This window comes from Lactiplantibacillus sp. ME-2, from assembly GCF_022549155.1.
Lineage (GTDB): Bacteria > Bacillota > Bacilli > Lactobacillales > Lactobacillaceae > Lactiplantibacillus > Lactiplantibacillus plantarum.
Genome location: NZ_JAKZEQ010000015.1, coordinates 34,877 through 55,981, shown reverse-complemented (window position 1 = coordinate 55,981; position 21,105 = coordinate 34,877). Strand labels below are relative to the sequence as shown.

Annotated in this window: 16 protein-coding genes; all 16 read right to left on the bottom strand. The window is 40.2% G+C overall.

The annotated features are described in order from the left end of the window. Positions 1–4: 4 nt before the first annotated feature. The 16 genes from MMY95_RS07380 to MMY95_RS07305 all read right to left on the bottom strand — a co-directional run bounded on the left by MMY95_RS07380 (position 5) and on the right by MMY95_RS07305 (position 20,961). Complete coding sequence (locus MMY95_RS07380) at positions 5–739, bottom strand: MurR/RpiR family transcriptional regulator (protein WP_047674338.1); 735 nt, start codon at positions 737–739, stop codon at positions 5–7. 345 nt (positions 740–1,084) lie between these two features. Continuing rightward, entirely contained in the window at positions 1,085–2,545 is a 1,461-nt protein-coding gene (locus MMY95_RS07375; protein ID WP_003642875.1) for a glycoside hydrolase family 1 protein, read from the bottom strand. Beyond that, positions 2,538–4,412 carry a beta-glucoside-specific PTS transporter subunit IIABC gene (locus MMY95_RS07370; protein WP_003645677.1) on the bottom strand — a complete coding sequence of 625 codons (1,875 nt, stop codon included), beginning with the start codon at positions 4,410–4,412 and terminating at the stop codon, positions 2,538–2,540. Before MMY95_RS07370 ends, MMY95_RS07375 begins: the two co-directional genes overlap by 8 nt. 124 nt (positions 4,413–4,536) lie before the next feature. Continuing rightward, positions 4,537–5,382 carry a PRD domain-containing protein gene (locus MMY95_RS07365; RefSeq protein WP_003643570.1) on the bottom strand — a complete coding sequence of 282 codons (846 nt, stop codon included), beginning with the start codon at positions 5,380–5,382 and terminating at the stop codon, positions 4,537–4,539. Between the two features lie 246 nt (positions 5,383–5,628). Continuing rightward, a complete protein-coding gene (locus MMY95_RS07360) occupies positions 5,629–7,377 on the bottom strand; it encodes a putative frv operon regulatory protein (protein WP_003642878.1) in 1,749 nt (582 codons plus the stop codon). Between the two features lie 3 nt (positions 7,378–7,380). Next, positions 7,381–8,544: a PatB family C-S lyase gene (locus tag MMY95_RS07355; RefSeq protein WP_053267469.1), complete on the bottom strand. Its 1,164-nt coding sequence runs from the start codon at positions 8,542–8,544 to the stop codon at positions 7,381–7,383. A 91-nt stretch (positions 8,545–8,635) separates the two neighbouring features. Beyond that, positions 8,636–10,093 (bottom strand): PTS fructose-like transporter subunit IIBC, encoded by a 1,458-nt coding sequence (locus MMY95_RS07350; RefSeq protein WP_011102198.1) that lies wholly within the window; start codon positions 10,091–10,093, stop codon positions 8,636–8,638. 18 nt (positions 10,094–10,111) lie between these two features. Next, positions 10,112–10,555 (bottom strand): PTS fructose transporter subunit IIA, encoded by a 444-nt coding sequence (locus tag MMY95_RS07345; RefSeq protein ID WP_003643571.1) that lies wholly within the window; start codon positions 10,553–10,555, stop codon positions 10,112–10,114. 375 nt (positions 10,556–10,930) lie between these two features. After that, complete coding sequence (locus MMY95_RS07340) at positions 10,931–11,413, bottom strand: PTS glucose transporter subunit IIA (protein WP_003642883.1); 483 nt, start codon at positions 11,411–11,413, stop codon at positions 10,931–10,933. 12 nt (positions 11,414–11,425) lie between these two features. Further along, the gene (locus MMY95_RS07335; RefSeq protein WP_015826128.1) at positions 11,426–12,274 is read right to left on the bottom strand and encodes a MurR/RpiR family transcriptional regulator; all 849 of its coding nucleotides are present in this window, start codon (positions 12,272–12,274) and stop codon (positions 11,426–11,428) included. A 37-nt stretch (positions 12,275–12,311) separates the two neighbouring features. Beyond that, positions 12,312–13,808, bottom strand: coding sequence for a PTS transporter subunit EIIC (locus tag MMY95_RS07330; RefSeq protein WP_011102202.1), 1,497 nt, complete (start codon positions 13,806–13,808; stop codon positions 12,312–12,314). A gap of 14 nt (positions 13,809–13,822) precedes the next feature. Next, positions 13,823–14,713 (bottom strand): N-acetylmuramic acid 6-phosphate etherase, encoded by an 891-nt coding sequence (murQ, locus tag MMY95_RS07325; protein WP_003642887.1) that lies wholly within the window; start codon positions 14,711–14,713, stop codon positions 13,823–13,825. Then, positions 14,710–15,765 (bottom strand): MupG family TIM beta-alpha barrel fold protein, encoded by a 1,056-nt coding sequence (locus tag MMY95_RS07320; protein WP_053267466.1) that lies wholly within the window; start codon positions 15,763–15,765, stop codon positions 14,710–14,712. The genes murQ and MMY95_RS07320 overlap by 4 nt, the downstream gene beginning before the upstream one ends. A 184-nt stretch (positions 15,766–15,949) precedes the next feature. Next, a complete protein-coding gene (locus tag MMY95_RS07315) occupies positions 15,950–17,392 on the bottom strand; it encodes a glycoside hydrolase family 1 protein (protein WP_003642889.1) in 1,443 nt (480 codons plus the stop codon). An 88-nt stretch (positions 17,393–17,480) separates the two neighbouring features. After that, positions 17,481–18,944, bottom strand: coding sequence for a 6-phospho-beta-glucosidase (locus MMY95_RS07310; protein ID WP_003642890.1), 1,464 nt, complete (start codon positions 18,942–18,944; stop codon positions 17,481–17,483). A 19-nt stretch (positions 18,945–18,963) separates the two neighbouring features. Continuing rightward, complete coding sequence (locus MMY95_RS07305) at positions 18,964–20,961, bottom strand: beta-glucoside-specific PTS transporter subunit IIABC (protein ID WP_063722694.1); 1,998 nt, start codon at positions 20,959–20,961, stop codon at positions 18,964–18,966. Positions 20,962–21,105: the final 144 nt, after the last annotated feature.

The window sequence follows — 21,105 nt, the reverse complement described above, 5'->3', positions numbered from 1 at the left end:
ATTTTTACACATAATTTCTAAAATATCGGTCAAATAGTGCCTTCATAATAATAAATAACGGCGTTTTATCAGTTAAATTATATCCACGCCAAGTTTTCGGTTCCGAATAACTGTATAACGCAATACTTGCTAAACTGGCTAATGAATTAACTTGCAATCCTGTCAATGAAATAATTTTTTGCCGATTCCGACGTGCTGCTTGGGCAACCCGTAAAGTCTGTAATGTTTCCCCGCTTTGACTGATACAGAAAACAACCAGATTGGAGTCGTTCTCAATCTCATAAATAATTTGATTTTCATAAGTGACGAACTGGGTCTTTTGGTCTACCGCATTAAAAATATCAGCAAAATTTTGTGCAACATAAGCCGTTTCTCCAACTGCAAAGAAAAGATTCTTTTTAGCCGTCATTAGTGCTTCAATAGCCGTGTCCTCACGATGTTCATCAATCAAATCAAAGTTGCGGTTGATTATCGCTTGCTGCAATGATTGTTCAGATTCTCGCTGATCATTTGCATGACCATCTCGTAGTGATAGCTTTAACGCGACAAAACCGTCGTAACTTAATTTCTTACATAATCGGGTAATCGCATTAGGTGCAACATATGTCTTTGACGCCAGTTTACTAATTGACATGTGACTAACCGTCTCTTGATTGGCTTTAATGTAACTAATAATTGCTTCCTCAGTTTCATTAAGTTTATATTCAGCATTTAGTACCCGCTGATCAAAAGTAATCATAGCTAGTCCCCCAATCAGATCGTTATTGAGATAAAACACTTATATCAATAATAATCATATAGTTTAAATATAGTGATAGCCTACCATACAGATAGTTATTCTCAAAATATGAAGCGATCTTCAGCCCATCTATTTTGAAACATGTTAGTTAGAAAAAAGTGCTAAGACTATTTAAAATTGAAATAGTCTTAGCACTTTTAGTTTAATCCAACTTATCAAAGCAAATTTCTGAAATTCACATGCTATTTTAAACTGGGTGGATGCTAACAGTATCATTTCCCATCAGTTGATCACACCAGCGGCAAGTCAGTTCTTATACCACGTAAATCCACCGTCATTAACCAATTAAGCTAGATCTTCACCATTAGATTTAATGACCTTCTGATACCAGTAGAATGAATCTTTCTTATAGCGTTTCAGACTTCCTTTGCCGGCATCATCCTGGTCAACATAAATAAAACCATATCGCTTGGACATCTCTGAGGTAGAAAAACTAATCAAATCGATTGGCCCCCACATCGTATAGCCCATTAGTTGTACGCCATCCTGAACTGCAGCTTTCATTTGCGCAATATGTTTACGTAAATAGTCAATTCGATACGTATCATGCACTTGTTGATCAGTTGTTAATTGATCTAGAGCGCCTAGCCCATTTTCAACAACAAATAATGGCTTACGATAGCGATCCCACATCTCATTCAGTGTCACTCGCAACCCCACCGGATCAATTTGCCAACCCCAATCGGATTCCTCAAGGTAAGGATTACGACCACCAGTAGCCATATTACCGTTCACTTGTTCAGGCGCATCAGCTTGAGTTACCGTTGTCATATAGTAACTAAAACTAATAAAGTCAACCGGATACTTCGCTAAAATCTTCTGATCATCTGGTGCCATTTGAAGTTGAATATCATTCTCTGCAAAAAAACGATTCATGAATTCTGGATATTCCCCCCGAGCTTGAACATCCGTGAAGAATAAGTTCTTATCGTCTTCCACTTGAGCAGCCTGAACATCTGCAGGATTAGGTGTCGCTGGGTAAGTTTGCATTCTTGCCAGCATTGACCCAATCTTAGCATCCGGGTCAATAGCATGTAATTGTTTGGTAGCCAGTGCACTAGCGATAAATTGATGGTGCAGCGCTTGGTAACGTAACTGCATCTGATCATGCGCCGAATTCTCAGTATCAACAGCTCCAGTGGCATGAAACCCCCAAGTTCCGGTATTAATTTCATTAAAAGTTAAATAGTACGGAACGCGACCTTTAAAATGTTTAAAAACAACTTCAGTAAACCGATTAAAATCGGCAATGGTTGCCCGGCTGGCCCACCCATTTTGCTTAAGCGTTAATCCAATGGGCATTTCATAATGTGACAGTGTAACTAATGGTTGAATGTGATAGCGTCGTAATTCATCAATGACTCGATCATAGAAAGCAAGTCCGTCTGAATTTGGCTTGAGTTCATCACCTTTTGGAAATAATCGCGACCAAGCAATAGAGAAACGATAAACTTTAAATCCCATCTCAGCAAATAGTTTGATATCTTCTTTGTAATGATGATAAAAATCAACACCTCGACGCTTAGGATACATTGTATCAGTTTGATCATCTAGCGCCGTTTGAATTGAAGATATCGTTACATCATCCATTGACATATGCTTGCGATCCGTCGTTTTTTTCACTACTTCTGCCGTTGTCAGGCCTTTACCTGCTTCATTCCAGGCACCTTCAACTTGATTAGCTGCTGTCGCTCCGCCCCACAAAAAGTCTTTAGGGAACGTTTTAGGATAAGTTGGTTTATACATTAGCTGGTGCTCCTTCCATGATCTCCTTAGGTTGTAATTCTAAAATCCAATTATCACTAGCCTCCGTCGCATCAGTTGGCTTGACCATTTGATAGTCAGCCGTATTCGTAATAATGACCATGACAGTTGTATCGTAACCAGCCGTTTTGATCTTATCCACATCAAATTTAGTTAATAAATCACCACGTTTGACTACTTGGTTTTGCTTAACCATTGTTTCGAAGTATTGACCATTTAATTGAACCGTATTAATACCAATGTGAATCAGAATTTCAGCACCACTATTGGCCGTAATTCCAATCGCATGACCAGTGGGATATACTGCCGTAATTGTCCCATCAACGGGCGCTGTGACCGTCCCTTTATTTGGAACAATGGCTAATCCTTTGCCCATTGCTTCAGACGCAAATACTTCGTCATGAACACTAGTCAATGGAATAATTGTCCCTTCAACCGGAGCCATTACTGTGTTATCACTTTGATCACTTACTACTGAGTGATCAGCCTGCTGTTGACGAGCGAATCCAAAGAAGTACGTTAAGATCGCACCACCTAAGAATGCTACAATCAATCCAATGACTTCACCCATAAACCCATGTCCTAGAAAAGTTGGTACCGCTAATAAGCTAGGGAGTGTAAATGAGCTAGCGTGCGTACCAGCGGCGCCAATAATTGCACCACCAAGGGCACCACCCACAACGGCACAATAGAATGGTCGTTTTAACTTAAGCGTTACCCCGTAAATCGTCGGTTCGGTAATTCCAAACAATGCTGTGACAAAAGAAGACCCTGCTAATGCTTTCATTTTTTGATCTCGTGACTTCAAAAAAACAGCTAACGCAGCACCAGCCTGTGATAATACGGCCGCACTAAGAATTGGTAACAACGGGTCATAACCCATCTTAGCAATATTATTCATCATCAACGGTACGAACGTCCAATGTACACCAAAGATAACAAAGACTTGCCAGAAGGCACCCATGATAACACCAGCACCAATTGGCATGAAGTTATAAATTGCCATAACACCACTTGCTAATCCATTACCAATGAGTCCCCCAATTGGGCCGACAACCAACAGCGTCAATGGCACCATGATAATTAATGAAAAGAGGGGCGTGAAAATATTCCGAATTGCCGCTGGAAATAGCTTGTCCAGTACTGGCTCTAAATACGACAATACCCAAACTGCCAGCAGAATTGGGATAACCGTTGACGTGTATGTTGTTGGAACCACCGGAATACCAAAGAAATGTAGTGTTGTTGAATTCGTCATAACAGTTACTAAAGTTGGGTATAGCAGAGCTGCACCAAGTGACACCGCTACAAATTGGTTAACCTTCAACTGCTTAGCAGCAGTAAATGCTAGAAAAACAGGTAAAAAGTAAAAAATAGCATCACCAGCAGAATACCAAATCTTATAAGCCCCACTAGTCGTTGACATCCAATTAAAAGCAACCGCTAAAGCTAGCAACCCTTTCAAAATACCAGCACCAGCCAAAGCACCTAAAAACGGCGTAAAGATTCCGGAGATAAAAGCAATAAACCGATTAATGATGTTTTGCTTTTCACCCGTATCTTCCGTTGTAGTAGCTGCATCAGCCGCCGTATCAGGATTTGCTAATCCTGCTAAATCTGCTAAAACGGCAAAGACCTGCGCCACAGCATTACCAATAACAACTTGATACTGGCCCGCGCTTTGAACAACCGTAATGACACCATCTAAGTTTTCAATCGCCTCAGTATTCGCTTTGTCCGTTGACTTTAAGTTGAAACGTAGTCTGGTCGCACAGTGCCATGCTTTGCTAATATTATCTTTTCCACCAATATTGGTAAGAATTGATTGTGCTAATTCTGAATAATCCATACACTTTTTCCTCCCTTTATAAAACGACAAAAACCCAAGTAGGCCCGTTATCAACACTAAAAACACAGGTTGACTGGTTGCTACTTGGGTTTTGCCTAATCGAATAGTTACAATCCCAAAAATATTATTGATTCTCGTTCAACATCCGCTGAATGTGCATGATTAAGTAAATACGCTCATTCACCGAAACAGTCTGTTCCGTCGACTTCTTCACAAAAACAGCGATTTTTTGGACACAGGCAAAGGCTCGGGGGTATTGCTTAGATAAATGTTCAAATAAGAAATCATCATCTGCCCCTTGGGATTGATCAGGTCGTTTCAGCGTTAAACGCTCCGCAAAAAAGCGTAGATGAACTAAAAATCGTTGCAAACTAACACTCTCATCTGGCATCGTTAATGACAGCTGATACTTAACAATATTCAAAATATCATTAATCAGCTTAGTCATTGCAAGTGTTTGATCAGTGTTAGAGTCAGCCATACTATTCTCAACAAACTTCATTGCAATAAATCCAGCTTCATCTTCCAACAACGTCACATCAAAATGCTTTTTAATCAGTGCCAATGCTTGCATACCGACTTGAAACTCACGGTGATAAATTCGCTTAGTTTCCCACAAGATTTCATTATGAATATCCATCTGATGGTGGTGCCGATAGACAGCAAAGTGAATATGGTCAGTCAATGAAATCAACAAATAAACATTAAAAGTCGTTTGCAATTGTTGTTCTGCCAACTCAATAATTTGCGAAGCAACTTCAAAATATTCCGGTTCAATATCTGCCATCAAGCTTTGGAAATTACTAATCCAATTATCTCCTTCTGGCGTATAAATCTTAGTAATCTGTTGTTGCTCAACATCGTCACCAGTATGCTTTTTGAACCCGATTCCTTTACCAATTAAGACAACTTCCCGTCCATTTTTTTCAGCCAATAGGACGTTATTATTAAAAACCTTTTTGATTCGCATGCGCACGCTCCTCGACTCTCATACCTAAATAAAGAAAAAAACCTAATAACCCACTGCATCCGTGCTATCAATCACGAATACAATCGATTAATTAGGTTTTGCCCACTAGCTAATGTTAGCGGTAACAATCCTTATTTACAATTAGCTAGTATAGCGGTTTCGGAAAACGATTGCAAGCGTTAAATGTCAATTTCTATCATCTCAGCAATGATATATTGCTGTCAGATATCACTAATTGCATTTCAACTACTTCAAATATTTAATTAACGTTTCATACGTATCAACATTTTGTAGCTGCACATTACTGAGCTGTTTAAGCCTAGTGTATAAATAACTGAATACCTGCCCACTATCTGCACGTTTTTCGTTAGCAAGTACTATTAGAATTAAGTAAATGGGGTTACCATCAATTTTCATTATTCCATCAAAAGTAATCGCAAAGACTTTATATGCATCACTCAATTCCGTGGAGGCGTGCGGCAACGAAACATGGTTTAATACTAATTGATTTCCGGCCGCCTCTCGTGCCAGCAAGGCCTTACTCTGATCATTGGTCAACAGTCCCTGTTCTGCAAAGTTCGTTAACCCGGCTTTCAATGTTTGGTTAACGTTTATATATTTAGTAGGAGCATGATAAAAATGACTTTTAGGCAAAAAGCTAGACAAGTTTTTCTGAATATAACTTTCACTACTCAGGCTTTTAAGATGCTCAAGCTCATCAAGACTAATGACACCATTGAATGTACTATCAAAATTAATTGGCAATTGTAAGTCGTTAGGATGAACGCCATTGCCAATAACTAAATTATAATTGATATAATTTAGACGTGATTCTAACTGTTCCTTTGAAAATACCATCTCAATATCAATATTGGAAATTTTCTGGGTAATAATCATTTTATTGATATTTGCTACAGATTGTTGTGTTGCATACATTAATGTACGTACATTTCTCGCAGTTGGCGATTCAATCGCATGTAAAACATACAACGCAATATATTCATCATCAATCTGAACGCTTTCAAAACACTGTTGCAACTTTTTTGATAGATCAAACGCAAAGTCAAAAGCAAACGGATTTTGAACTTTCAAATAACTAATCTGTTCTGACAAAGAGGCAGGTGCAATCGTTGGAAACATTGCGCTACGACAAAGATGTTTAAAAATCTCATTAACAAAGGAATGATTAAACGCTGCAAGTGTATAACGAGATCGGGTCGCTCTAACTGCCAACTGCACTTGACGAATTGTCATATGATTAAGCAATTGCTTCTTAGCATCAAAAAACACTGCCAGTGTGGCTGACTGCAAGTGCGGGACACCGCTTTTGAGCAATACTTTATAAAGCGTGCTTTTCATTATCACAGTATTATCTTTACTAATTAGTGTACAAGCCATAATTTGGGCACTTAGTTGTGAATCAGTTAAATAATCAAACATTTTTTCCGGTATTTGTTGTTTAACAATCATCCTTATCCTAGCAAGATCCTCTGACTGATTAATTAATTTAAACCTTTTTTCTACTAATTGATGATCGTCTGAAATCAAAGCCGCTAGTATGTCAATCTTTGAAATATGATTGACGCTTACAGAAATTCCTATTCGTGGCCGTAATCTGATTTTTAATATCTTTGCATATTGCCGATTTATCTTCTCAATACAGTTCATAATACTTTGTCGCGACATGAATGTTCGCTCAATAAGTTCGCCCATCGTAATATTAGGAGACACTAGAAGATTTAGCAATACTAACACACTCTCATGGTTGGACTGTGTCAGTAATCGATTTAGATTTGCCCTATTTAAAACAAGAAGATGATATTTTTTTACACTTTCAATCGAGCCAATACTTTCACTACGAAGTAAACCATTAATTCTAGCAATATCTCGTACAACCGTTCGACGTGATGTCTCTAAGAGTGCTGCCAAGTCCTCACCAGATAAATCATGCTCTTGTAGTAATAAAATAATTCTTAATTCTCGTGAATTCAACATACCTTACGAACGGATCCCGTACTCCATTCTTTTCAGTCCTTCCTGCAATTTAGAAATAGGACAAGCAATATTCATACGTAAATAATGACTGTCACCATATGTTGTCCCCGACATGATCCCAACTCGACCCGTATTAACAAGTCTATCTTGTAGTTTTTCAGCCGTTAGACCCAATTGCGAGACATCCATCCAAGCCAAATAAGTCGCTTCAGGCTGCTTAAATCTAATCTCTGGTAACTGACTTTTTAAGAAAGTAGATAGATAATCAAAGTTATTTTGCAAATACGTTATGAGTTGTACTAAATAGTCACTTCCAGTATTATAAGCAGCCATCTGAGATTCAATTCCAAGGATGCTAGCTGATGATAAAGCATTTTTTTGCTTTAATTCACATAAAAACATCTCACGTAGTTCAGCCTCAGGCTCAAATAAATATGCGCCAATCAACCCAGGGGTATTAAAAGTTTTAGTAGCTGAACAACATAGGACCACATTCTTAGTTGTAAATTCGGTTACAGGCGTATATGCTGCCTTTTGATACACAATGTCCTTATGAATATCATCTGAAATTATAAAGACATTATATTGTTGACATAGTGCAACTATATGCTTCAATTCATCATCTGAAAAGACCTTCCCGGTAGGATTATGTGGATTAGTCAAAAGTAAAATTTTTGTTGCTGTTTGCTTTAAAACAGCTTTCAAAGTATCCCAATCGATACTATAGTCTTGTTGTGCACTGCCCAATCTGACCGGCGCTAACACCCGCTGATTATCCTCAATCACATGATAAAAGGCGTCATACATAGGAGTGAAGACCGCTACACTTTCTCCAACGGCTGACTTCATTCGAATAAAGGTGGCAATTGAAAAAACAACACTGGGACTATATAAAATCCAATCTGAGTTTATAGTAACTTGATTTTGAGAGCTAAACCAATTAATAATACTATTTTTGTAATCCTCATTATTCCAGCGTGTATAACCATAAATAGGATGTTTAATACGCTGTTCAAGCGCCTCTTGGACGCCAACGGGAACCGGAAAGTCAGTATCTGAAATTGAAAATGGTAGAATGTCAGAACGACCAAAGCGATCTTGAATATAATCCCACTGAGTACTGTATGTCCCTCTACGATTTATAACCTTATTAAAATCATATTGCATGTTTACCGCTCCTATTTTATACAACAATAAGCAGGTGCGTTAATTATTCACACCTGCTCGTGGTCATTTCACTATGACAGGTGATAATCACTTATTTATCGTCAACCTGTGCTAACTTTTCTTGTTCCTTTTTCTCACGACGACGTAACCAAGCCGTTTTGAAAGTAATAATAAAGAATACGTTCAATACCAGACCAATTATGACAGACAAGTAAAACCAATACCACGGCTTCTCCAAACCAATTAACGGATCAAAAATACCAATTCCAGGTGCCATACGCTCCACATTTAACATTATTGTAATCGCCCCAGTAATCCCACCGGCTAAAGTATTAGCCGCAATCATCGGCAATGGTGCTGCTAACGCATATGGAATTGCCGGTTCGGTGGCAACCGTCATACCAACAAGAAAAGCGCTCCAACTTGCAGCCCGTTCTTGCTTTGTAAAGAGTTTAGGGCGAATCCAAGTTGAAATTGCCGCAGCCATCGGTGGCAACAAAGTTACAACCCCTACAATCCCATACCAGTTATAAATTCCAGAACTGAGTAACGAAAAACTGAAAAACCATGCTGTTTTATTAATTGGCCCCCCCATATCAAAGGCAAGCATACAACCAACTAGGAAGCCACCACCTATCTTCATCGACGTTGGAATATTCTTCAAAAATGCTAACAGAATACTCATTAACCAGCCCATGAACGGCCCCAGTAGATAATACGTCAGTAACCCAAAAACTAGTAATGTTACAAAAGGAATAATCATAAAACCTAAAATAGACTGAAAGTTCTTACCAAGACGTACTTTTTTAAAGTATTTAACAAAATACCCAACGGATAGCCCAATTACAATTGCACCTAAGAACCCTGCACCAGACTGAGTACCTAGCAAGTCAGTATCATTAGCCAAAAAAGTTACTAAGAATGCTGGTGCAAAAGCTGGCTTATCCCCGATTGCAAACGCAATATATGCACCCATGATTGGAATCATAAAAGTAAATCCCAGATTCCCAATACTGGTGATCACCCAAGCCAACGACGGTGATACACCTTTAGCTAAAGGTGTATTCGGCATTCCAAATTGAACCATCATGCTGCCAATTGCAATCAATAAGCCACCGCCAATTACAAATGGCAATGCGGCGGATACACCTGCCATGAGATAACTCATGATACCGTCAGTAACCGCATCCTGCTCACTGCCCAGTTTCACTTTTGAAGCCGTAAAGATTTCTGCCCGATCCTCGATATTATCGAATAACGTATCAATCTCTTTTAATGCTTCTGATACGGGAAGTTCAACGACCCTTTTGCCATTAAAACGTTGTTTGTCCTCATCAGTCATTCCCTTACCTAATGCTAAGATGACGTAGTTGGCGGTAGCAATCTGTTCTGGTGTCAGTTTATTTTCAACACCACTGGCTCCCTGAGTTTCAACGTGAACCTCATAACCTAATGATTTAGCCTTTTCTTCGATTGCTTCAGCTACCATGTAAGTATGCGCAATTCCAGCAGGACAATTAGTAACGGCCACAATTTTTAGATTTGCCATATAGATTTACCTACCTTTCTAACTGATTGCTTGATTAATAATTTCCAAAACTTCTCGTGTATCCCCTCGTTTTAAAATCTCTACAAAATCTTGATGCACTAATTTTCGACTTAACTGCGCTAACAGTTTTAAGTGCACATCGCCTTCATTTGCGGGCACAAGCAAACTAATAAACGTATTGACGGGTTTACCGTCTAACGACTGCCATTCAATATCAGTAGTACTACGACCGAATAAAATAGCTGCAGTTTTAACATTATTTGATTTTGCATGTGGTATTGCAATACCATTACCAAATCCAGTAGTTGATTCTTGCTCACGCTCCTGATAATCTTTCACTAAAGAGTCACGATCAACAACTAAATTCAGTGACGTGGCTAACTCCGCTAGACTAACTAAAATTTCTGCTTGCGTATGTCCTTCCAAGCTCATATTCATATTATTAATTGTAAACATTGCCATCTTGATAAAGCCTCCTCTTTCGTTTTCAAATTCATTGTATAAGAAAACGCTTTCTTTATTAATGAACAATATGTCACAATAAAAGTGACACATCTAATACATATCAGTTACTACACGCTCTAGCGCACTTTTATACCACTGTAAGTTAATTTAAATAATGTTCTACACACAAATTAACGGCACCATAAAAGGCACTACCAGTCTATTTATTGGCTGGTAATGCTTTTTAAAAATCTTATGCGTCGTAGTACGCTTAATACTTATTCAAGTTTAAGCTAATAAAAGTTTTGACGATATTATTTCTTAATTAAAAGCGAAAAAGATAGCGCTTTCCGAAAAACGTGTAGGGCTTTTAATAGATCCAAACTATCTCAACTAGCTTAGCGTAATCTTCGCTACTGTATCCATCGCCGTCACATTTTCCGTCGAATTAACTTCTATGTTCGCCACTTTGTCCATATTAGTCACAACTGTAATGACTGTTGCTTTTTTACCAGCAGCACGAATCGCTTCGAGATCCATAGTTACTAGTGGCGTTCCCGCTTTGACTTTGTCACCAATCTTGATTAGGGCATCAAATGGTTTTCCATCTAATTCGACCGTATCTAATCCAAGATGTAACAACAGCTCCAATCCATCTGAAGTTGTCATCATCACTGCATGTTTTGTATCGGCAAGTGTCTTAATTTCACCGTCAGCGGGTGCCGTAATAGTACCTTGCGTTGGCTCAATAGCAAAACCATCACCCATCATTTTCTGTGCAAAAACCTCATCGGGGACCTGCGTAATGGGCACCATTTTCCCACTTGCAATCGCCTTTAAATCAAGACTCACTGGCTTTTTCTTAAACCCAAACAATGAACTCACCTTCTAATTAAAATTTTCTTTAATTGCTTCGCGTGAAGCAACCAGTTGTTTAATATGTCGTTCATAATCATTCGTAATAAAAGTATAATAAAGTAAATCCACAACATATAATTGAGCCATTAAAGACGTAGTAGCAGCAGCGCGTGCTGTTTGATTTTCTTCGCTGTCATCATTTATTAAGATTATATCTGCTAACTTACCTAGTGTACTGGTTGCATTTCTACTCAGCACAATCACAGGGACATTAATTGAATGTGCCAAGTTAGCTAGACGAATACTTTCTGATTTTTCACCAGAATTAGAAATTAGTAACAACACAACATTTTGTCGTTGCGTTGTCATACCTACCGCTAACAAATGCGGATCCTGTGAATGAATAACAGCTTTTCCAATACGAATGAACTTTTGTTCAAAATCTGTTGCCACTACATTGGAGGCGCCTAACCCATAAACATAAACACTTGCTTTGTCAGCAATTAATTGACTAGCTGCTTGTAAGGCTGCATCATCCAATGAACGATTAGTTTCATCAATCGTATGTGTGATTCGCAATGCTAGTTTAGATTTAATAGCATCCAAGCTATCTTTGGGGTTAATTTCATCATATAACGTTTGATCAACGGTGCTTTCAGCTGACAACCGTAGTTTCAACGCCGGATACCCACCGTCTGGGATAAGTGTCTTCCCAAATCGCGCCACCGTAGCTGTGCTGACGCCCGTGGCTGCAGCTAATTCAGCGGTACTCATTTTAATCACCGCATTAGTATGGTCTAAAATATAACGGCCAATCTTTTGTTCAGCTTTTGAAAAATTCTCTAGTCTATTATGAATCGTAAATAAGACACTCGTCATATGGTGCCCTCCCAATTACAATTACTCGATTAGTTAGCTATGCCTCGATAACATGGCCTTCCTTATCTTTAGCAATTTTAGCACTACTTGGGATTCCAAAGAAGTAGGTCGCAACAAACCCACCAGCATAGGCTGCTAATAATCCAATCACGTAACCTAACCAATGACCGTTAGCAATCAATGGTATCAAAGCCACGCCAGAAGGACCGATTGCAGTTGCACCAATATTTCCTAGACCACCAATAACGGCACCTCCAATACCACCACCAATACATGCAGTAATAAATGGTCGGCCAAGCGGCAAGGTTACTCCATAGATTAATGGTTCACCAACACCTAACACACCAACCGGTAAAGCACCTTTAATCATATTTGATAGTTGCTTGTTATTGCGACACCGAATCCATAAAGCCAGTGCTGCGCCAACTTGACCGGCTCCAGCCATTGCTAAAATTGGTAGAAGTGGTGTCATTCCTAATTTATTAATCATTTCAATATGGATTGGTGTCAAAATTTGATGTAATCCAAACATAACCATTGGTAAGAAGAGTAAACCTAGGACAAACCCAGAAATAGCGCCACCAACATTCAGGATCCATTCAATCGCACCGACTAAGCTATTCGAAATAACACCAGCAATCGGCATAACTAAGAAGATTGTAAAGACCCCAACAACCAATAACGCAATAGTTGGTGTAATAATTATATCAATTGAATCTGGAATAACCTTGTGTAGCCATTTTTCAACAATCGCCAATACCCAAACAGCAAAGATAACCCCAATAATCCCACCTTGACCAGCAGACAACGCTTGTCCATTGAAGATGTTGTGGATTGGTGCTTGCGGCGTCACACCTGTTAACAACGTAACGGCCCCAATCACGCCACCTAATCCAGCGGTAGCCCCAAAAACCGTTGCACTATTAATACCAACATAAATAACTAAGTATGAGAACAGTCCACTATTAATTACTTTTAACACTGTTATAAAATCTGTCCAGCTCTTACTAATGTCTCCCGCTAACATCATGTTAGAAAGAATTGAAGCAATCCCAGATATTAACCCAGCACCAACAAACACCGGAATTAATGGAATAAAAATACTAGAAATGGCACTTAACACTTTGCGAACTGGCGTTTGTTTGATTTTAGCTTTTTGGGCAGCGTGAACTTCCTTAGCCTTCGCTTCAACCATTTCCTTGTCACGTTGATGTTCAGACTTAGTAGCCATTGCATCACTAGTAAACGTGCTAGGATCAGGAAATGGCTCCCCAAGTCCAACCCCAACTTGCTTAACCATTACGTCTGCAACCTTATCAACAGTTCCAGGGCCAACAATAACCTGTAAAGTATCTTCTTGGACAACTCCCATCACGCCATCAATAGCCTTTAATCCATCCATATCAACTAATGAGTAATCGCGAATTGTCATCCGAACACGTGTCATGCAATGAATCAACTTCTCAATATTCTGTGGCCCACCTACATGCGCATAGATAGCATTTGCAATCCGAGTATACTTATCTTCAGCCATATGAAACTCCTCCTTTAATTAACTGCTTGTCTTACAAAACCGTTGGCATGATCTAATCGAACACTAGCTTCAGCTTTGCTCATATTGGTCAAAACCATTACAATGGCCAACTTAACGTTCTGATCAGCAGTCATAAAGACTTTCACCGCTGTCTCATCCGAACAGTCCGTAGCTTGAACGATAATTCTTTTAGCACGTTCTACCAACTTTTCATTCGTTGGTTTGACGTCAACCATCAAGTTCTTATAGACCTTACCGATTCCGACCATTGATGCAGTCGATAACATGTTCAAAACTAATTTTTGTGCCGTACCTGATTTCAACCGCGTTGAGCCTGTTAATATTTCCGGTCCAACTTCAACTTCAATCGGAATTTGAGCATGCTGACTAATACTAGCATCAGCGTTACAAGCAATACTTACAGTTGTTGCACCTACTTCGCATGCATAATCTAATCCACCAATCACGTAGGGTGTTCGACCGCTTGCTGCAACCCCAACAACAGTATCATGGGACGTTAAGTGAAGATCAACCAGGTCTTGCTGTCCCAGCTCAATTGAATCTTCGGCACCTTCAACAGCCACCGTCATTGCTGACATTCCACCAGCAATAAGCCCCTGTACCATTTCTGGGCTAGTGCCAAATGTTGGTACGCATTCAGCGGCATCTAGAACACCCAATCGGCCACTAGTCCCCGCTCCCATATAAATTAATCGACCGCCAGCTTTAAAATTAGCTACAATTTTATCAACAGCACATTCAATTTGTGGCAATTCTTTAGACACAGCCACTGGTACTCGTTGATCCTCCTGATTCATTAATTCCAGCATTTCTTTAACCGATAACATATCCAGTGCCATCGTTTTTTGATTACGTGTTTCAGTCGTTAACTTTTCCAAATTCATTGCTTCTCATCCTTTCTAATAAATTGGACCGCTTGATTGCTGCCTATTAATGCCAATAAAGATAAGTCAGTCGTCACCACTTGTCCCACAACATTCACTCGCGGGTCCGCACTCAATGACTGTTTCAAGATTTCTAGCTCACCCATATACCGACCATAACGCGAATTATCTACAGTAATTGTTCCTACCGGGCGTTTTCTTGTCTGCATCGGTGGCATTGTCTTTATTTTTTGTCGCCCTTCGACCAAACGAATTACATCACGGGCGACATCTGGACGATTATGCCAGATATCTTGGTAAAGGCTTGCTATTGAGGTTTGAATGGATAGTTGCAAAATATTATGTTGGAAATACAATCGAAATTGTTCCAGAGCCGCCCTGCTTAAAGCAATGTCGCCGATATAAACTTTATCCGTTGCCAACTTTCCTAATAAATTCAATGTTGAGGCCAGTGGGTGCCGGTAACGATCACCTTCAAGTGTAGGTAACCCAGCAAATACAGGCCCGCGTAATTCCTCATCCCCGGCTACGAATGCCATAGTAGTGAAGCCTTGTTGCTTTAACCAATTATTTTTACTTTGGTACCACTCATAATCCAGTCCAGTCGCGGGACGTGGATAATAATTATGCCAAGCTTCCAAATGTTGAAAATTAGCATCACACTCATGTAATTTAGCAACATCGCTCGCACTGATCGTACTAGCATTTAGTGCGACTGGTAGCTGTCGTGATAATTGTGCAATCTGCGCCGGATTCAAGCCATCATCTACTCGCAGAGCTGTTAGACCAAGATCTGTTAATTGCTGAATGTTATTGATATCAATCGATATTCGTTTCAAGCCATTAGCGGAGACATCAGCAGTAAGTGTCAGCCCCAGCTGACGGCAAACTGTTCCCAACTCTTTCAATCGTGGTACATAACAACTCGCATCATCTTCTGGAATATGCATCGAAGTAAAAACACCTTCGAAGCCGGCATTCCTCATTGCTTTCATCTGTGCAATTCTCTCGTTAGTGAGCGATTCATTTAAATAAACTGAAAATCCCAGCATAACTTCCTCCTGAATGATAACGTTTTCATCAACAAATAAAATATACCACCTTTGCAATTTAATTACAATAAAATCAGTAAAAACATATTATTAAAGAAACTAAATTACTTTTATTCTGATTTTTGACAAAAAAATATTACCGGCCAGTACTGCCAGTAATATTTTTGTATATCCATTAAATTTTCTATTTCTTTGTCAGCCCATTATGCTTAATCACATCTTGATACCAGTAGAACGACTTCTTGGGATAGCGAGCTAACGTCCCGTGGCCCTGATCATCTAGGTCCACGTAAATAAAGCCATACCGCTTACTCATCTCGCCAGTTGATGCACTAACAAGGTCGATGCAACCCCATGGTGTGTAGCCCATCAAATCGACGCCATCATCAATGGCACCAGCCATCGCTTCAATATGTTGCTTCAAATAATCAATGCGATAATCATCTTCAACATAGAAATTCTTATCAGGTTTATCAATCGCACCTAGGCCATTTTCAACCACAAACAACGGTTTCTGATAGCGATCATATAGCTCATTTAACGCAATCCGTAACCCGGTTGGGTCAATCTGCCAACCCCAGTCACTCGCCTTCAAAAATGGATTCTTGACGCCGCCCATCAGGTTACCAGCAACAGTATCGGTTACACTACCCGTGGTTTCTACCGCGCTCGACATATAATAACTAAACCCAATATAATCAACTGGATATTGTTGTAGTAATGCCAAGTCGCCATCTGTAGTCTCCAGATCATCAAAGGTCAGATTATATTCAGCCAGCAGTCGCTTGGTATAGGTCGGATAAGCTCCACGTACTTGAACATCCGCACAGAAGAAGTTGAAATCTTGATTATGCTGCAAATTAGCCAGCTGGTTAACTGGGTTCGAATCATAAGCATAACTAGTGGCATAGAGAATCATACAGCCAACCTGAATATCATCTCGCAATTCGTGGGCGATTTTGACTGCCTTAGCACTGGCCACAAACTGATTGTGCCATGCCTGAAAAACGTTCTTTTTGTCATTAGCACCCGTCGATGGCACTAATCCTTGGCCCATCACCGGAAAATGTGCCGCACTATTGATTTCGTTGAAGGTCATCCAATACTTAACCTTTGAAGCATAACGCGTTAAGATGGTCCGCGCGAAAGTTTCGTAGAATTCAATCAAATACCGGTTCTTCCAGCCACCATACCGTTTGGCCAAGTTCAATGGCAATTCATAATGTGAGATTGTAATCACTGGTTCAATATTATTGGCCAAGCATTCGTCAATCACATCATCATAAAACTTTAATCCGGCTTCGTTAGGTTGCGTTTCATCACCGTTTGGAAAAATTCGTGACCATGCAATTGAGAAACGATAACACTTGAAACCCATTTCGGCAAACAGTGCAATATCTTCTTTGTAATGATGATAGAAATCAATACCTTCATGGTTCGGATAGGTGTACTTATCTGTATCGATCGTCCAGTCAAAATCTGGTTGACTAACGATTTTAAATCGGTCTTTGCCACCTGGTAACGCATCCGCAATCGATAAGCCACGACCACCTTCTTGGTAGCCACCTTCTAACTGGTTGGCAGCAGTCGCGCCGCCCCATAGAAATCCTTCTGGGAACTCTGACATTTAATCAACACCCTTTCTAGTTAGCTAATAATGATAGCCCTTACAACAAGTATAATCAATCATTGGTCTGAATATCAATTATTAATAACTATCCCAAATCTTCCCCATTCGAAGCAATTACTTTCTTATACCAGTCAAATGAGTCTTTCTTCATCCGCTTCAAACTACCATTACCTTCATCATCTTGATCGACATAGATGAAGCCATACCGCTTAGACATTTCGGATGTACCGGCACTAATGACATCAATGCAACCCCAGGTCGTGTAGCCCATCAAATCAACACCATCCTTGACTGCTTCTTTCATCTGTTCAATATGTTGACGTAAGTAGTCAATCCGATAATCATCATGAATCTTACCATCGGCGCTGATTTCATCTTCGGCACCTAAGCCGTTCTCAACAACGAATAATGGTACCCGATAGCGATCCCAGAACTCGTTCAAGGTAATCCGTAAACCAACTGGGTCAATCTGCCAGCCCCATGCACTGGATTTCAAGTATGGATTTTTACCACCCATTGATAAGTTACCACTGGCTTGTTCAACATCATCAGTCGCCGAAGTAATCGTCGTCATATAGTAACTAAAACTTAAGTAATCGACCTTGCCTTCAGCTAACAATTGTTCATCGCCAGCTGCCATCGTTAATTCAATCCCGTTTTCTGCAAAGTACCGGTTCATATATTCTGGATATTCACCACGTACCTGTACGTCAGTAAAGAACAAATTCAATTGATCTTGCAATTGGGCCGCCCGAACATCAGCTGGATTAGGCGTATTGGCATAAGTTTGCATCCGTGCAAGCATTGAGCCAATTTGGGCCTCAGGATCAATCTCGTGACACTGCTTAACTGCAATTGCACTTGCAACAAACTCATGATGTAGCGCTTGGTAGCGTAATTGCATTTGATCATGTAAGCTTAGATCACTATCAATTGCACCAGTACCAGTAAATCCCCAAGTTGAAGCGTTAATTTCATTGAACGTTAGCCAGTACTTCACAACACCCTTATAGCGTTTGAATAGCACTTCAGTATAGCGAGTGAAATCTGCAATTGTCTTGCGACTTGCCCAGCCATTATTCGTTAATGTTAGGTTTAATGGCATTTCATAGTGGGAAATGGTCACTAGGGGCTCAATACCATACTTGTGACATTCAGCAAAAACATTGTCATAAAACTTCAAACCAGCTTCATTAGGTTCAGTTTCATCACCTTTAGGAAAGATCCGAGCCCATGCTAAGGATAGGCGGTATACCTTGAAGCCCATTTCCGCGAATAGCTTAATATCTTCCTTGTAGTGATGATAGAAGTCGACGCCACGGCGCTTAGGATAGAGCTTATCCGTTTGATCATCAATGGCAGCTTGGACACTCTCTTTAGTAACCTCGTTCATCGACATTACTTTGCGGTCAGTAGCCTTCTGAACAACTTCAGCAGTTGTTAGGCCCTTCCCATCAACGTTCCAACCCCCTTCAACTTGGTTGGCAGCAGTCGCGCCGCCCCACAAAAAGTTCTTTGGAAAGCCAGTTGGCATTGTTTTTGAATACATAATTGAAAACTCCCTTTAATTAGTTTAATTGTAATAATGGTTCAGTTGCATTAACTTCCGTAGCAGCTGGAAAAGCCAGTTTAACGTCATGATAGTTCTTAGAATTAGTCACAACCATTGGCGTTGTAACGGGATACCCTGCCGCCTTAATCGCTTCAATATCAAACTTCACTAGCGGCTGACCAGCTTTGACCGTCTCGCCCTTTTGAACTAGCGTTTCAAAACCTTTGCCCTCTAATTCGACAGTATCCATTCCAATATGCATCAAGATTTCAGCACCATCTGTTGTGTTTAAACCAACGGCATGTCCAGTTGGGAACACGAGTGCTACTTCGCCGTCAGCTGGAGCGTATAAGACACCATCAGTTGGTTCGATTGCAACACCTTTGCCCATTGCACCTGATGAGAAGACCTCATCCTTAACTTCACTTAGTGGGATGATTTGGCCCGTTTCGGGGCTACTTAACTTAGTGGCCGCATTGTAAGTGACGTTTGGTTCTACTTTAGTTGCTGCACCAGTTGGTGTCGTTTCTACTGAAACACCACCGGCCATGACTGGATCAGCCGTTGCCGCAGTTTCTACGACCTTAGTTTGCTTGTCATTACTATCAACACTCTTGTAACCAAATAACATTTGTAGGGCAAAACCAAGGACTGCAGCAATGGCCATCGCAATAATTAAGCCATATACAGAGCCGTCTACCCCAGTTTTAGAATTAATCGCAGCTGGGATTGAGAATAATCCCATACCGCCCATCATATACATTTTTGTACCTGCAAAACCAATAATACCGCCACCAATTGAAGCGGCCACACAACTCAGAATAAATGGGCGCTTACGTGGCAATGTTAACCCATAAATGGCAGGCTCCGTAACACCGAAAATACCGGAGATAAAGGCTGGTAAAGCAATACCGCGTGTCTTTTGATTTTTCGTTTGTAATAGAATGCCTAATACAACTCCAGTTTGGGCAAACGAAGCGGCTAATGATAATCCTAAAATAGGGTCAAAGCCTTGTGAGGCTAGGTTGGCCATCATAACAGCTACGAACCCCCAGTGAACACCAAAGATAACGAAAACTTGCCAGAAAGCACCCATCACAAGCCCAGCAACGATCGGACTGAAGTTATAGATTGCAACACACACTGTTGAAATACCATCACTTAACCAACTTGCAACTGGTCCAATAATTAAAAAGGTAATCGGCACTGCAATTAATAACGTAATAAATGGGACTAAGAACGTCTTAACTACCGTTGGCACGATTCGTTTTGCAAATGCCTGAACTTTAGATGCAAACCAAACGGCCAAGATAATTGGAATTACTGAAGAAGTATAGCTCATCATCACAACCGGAATACCTAAGAAAGTCGCGTGAATCTGTGATTCAAAGATACTACCACTGAACAACGTGCTTAATACTGTCTTACTGCTGTTCAAAGCGACAATACTTGGATAGCAAAGCGCCATCCCAATCGCCATTCCGACAAATTGATCAACATGAAACTTTTTGGCTGCTGTCAATCCCAAAACAATTGGTAGGAAATAGAAGAAACCATCACCGATCGAGTAGAGAATCTTGTATGTTCCTGAATTCTCTGACAACCAATTGAACGCGACAAACATCGCAACGAACCCTTTGATCATCCCAGCCGCACATAAAACACCTAACATCGGCGTAAAAATACCAGAAATCAAATCGATGAACCGGTCAAAGATACTCATCTTTTCCCCGTCTTCATAATCATCAGGTACACTACCACCATCGGCAAAACCACCGACGCGAATGAGCGTTTCATAAACGTCTGCAACTTCATTTCCAATGACTACTTGGTACTGACCACCGGACTGAACAACTGTAATAACACCATCTGTATCTTTTAATTCATCAGTATGGGTAGCGTTTTCATCTTTGAGCTTAAACCGCAACCGGGTTGTGCAGTGAACCACGCTCTTAACATTATCCTTACCGCCAACTCCGGCGATAATCTTTTTACTTAAATCTTCATAAGCCATCATTGTTCCTCCTCATTTATCTATAAATCAATAATTGCAATTTGAGTAAACAAAAACCCAAATGTCCTTTCTTCAAACCACGCCACTAGGGCCCTAGTGACTGCTGCTCTCAAGAAAAGATATTTGGGTTAATGCCTGCATAAC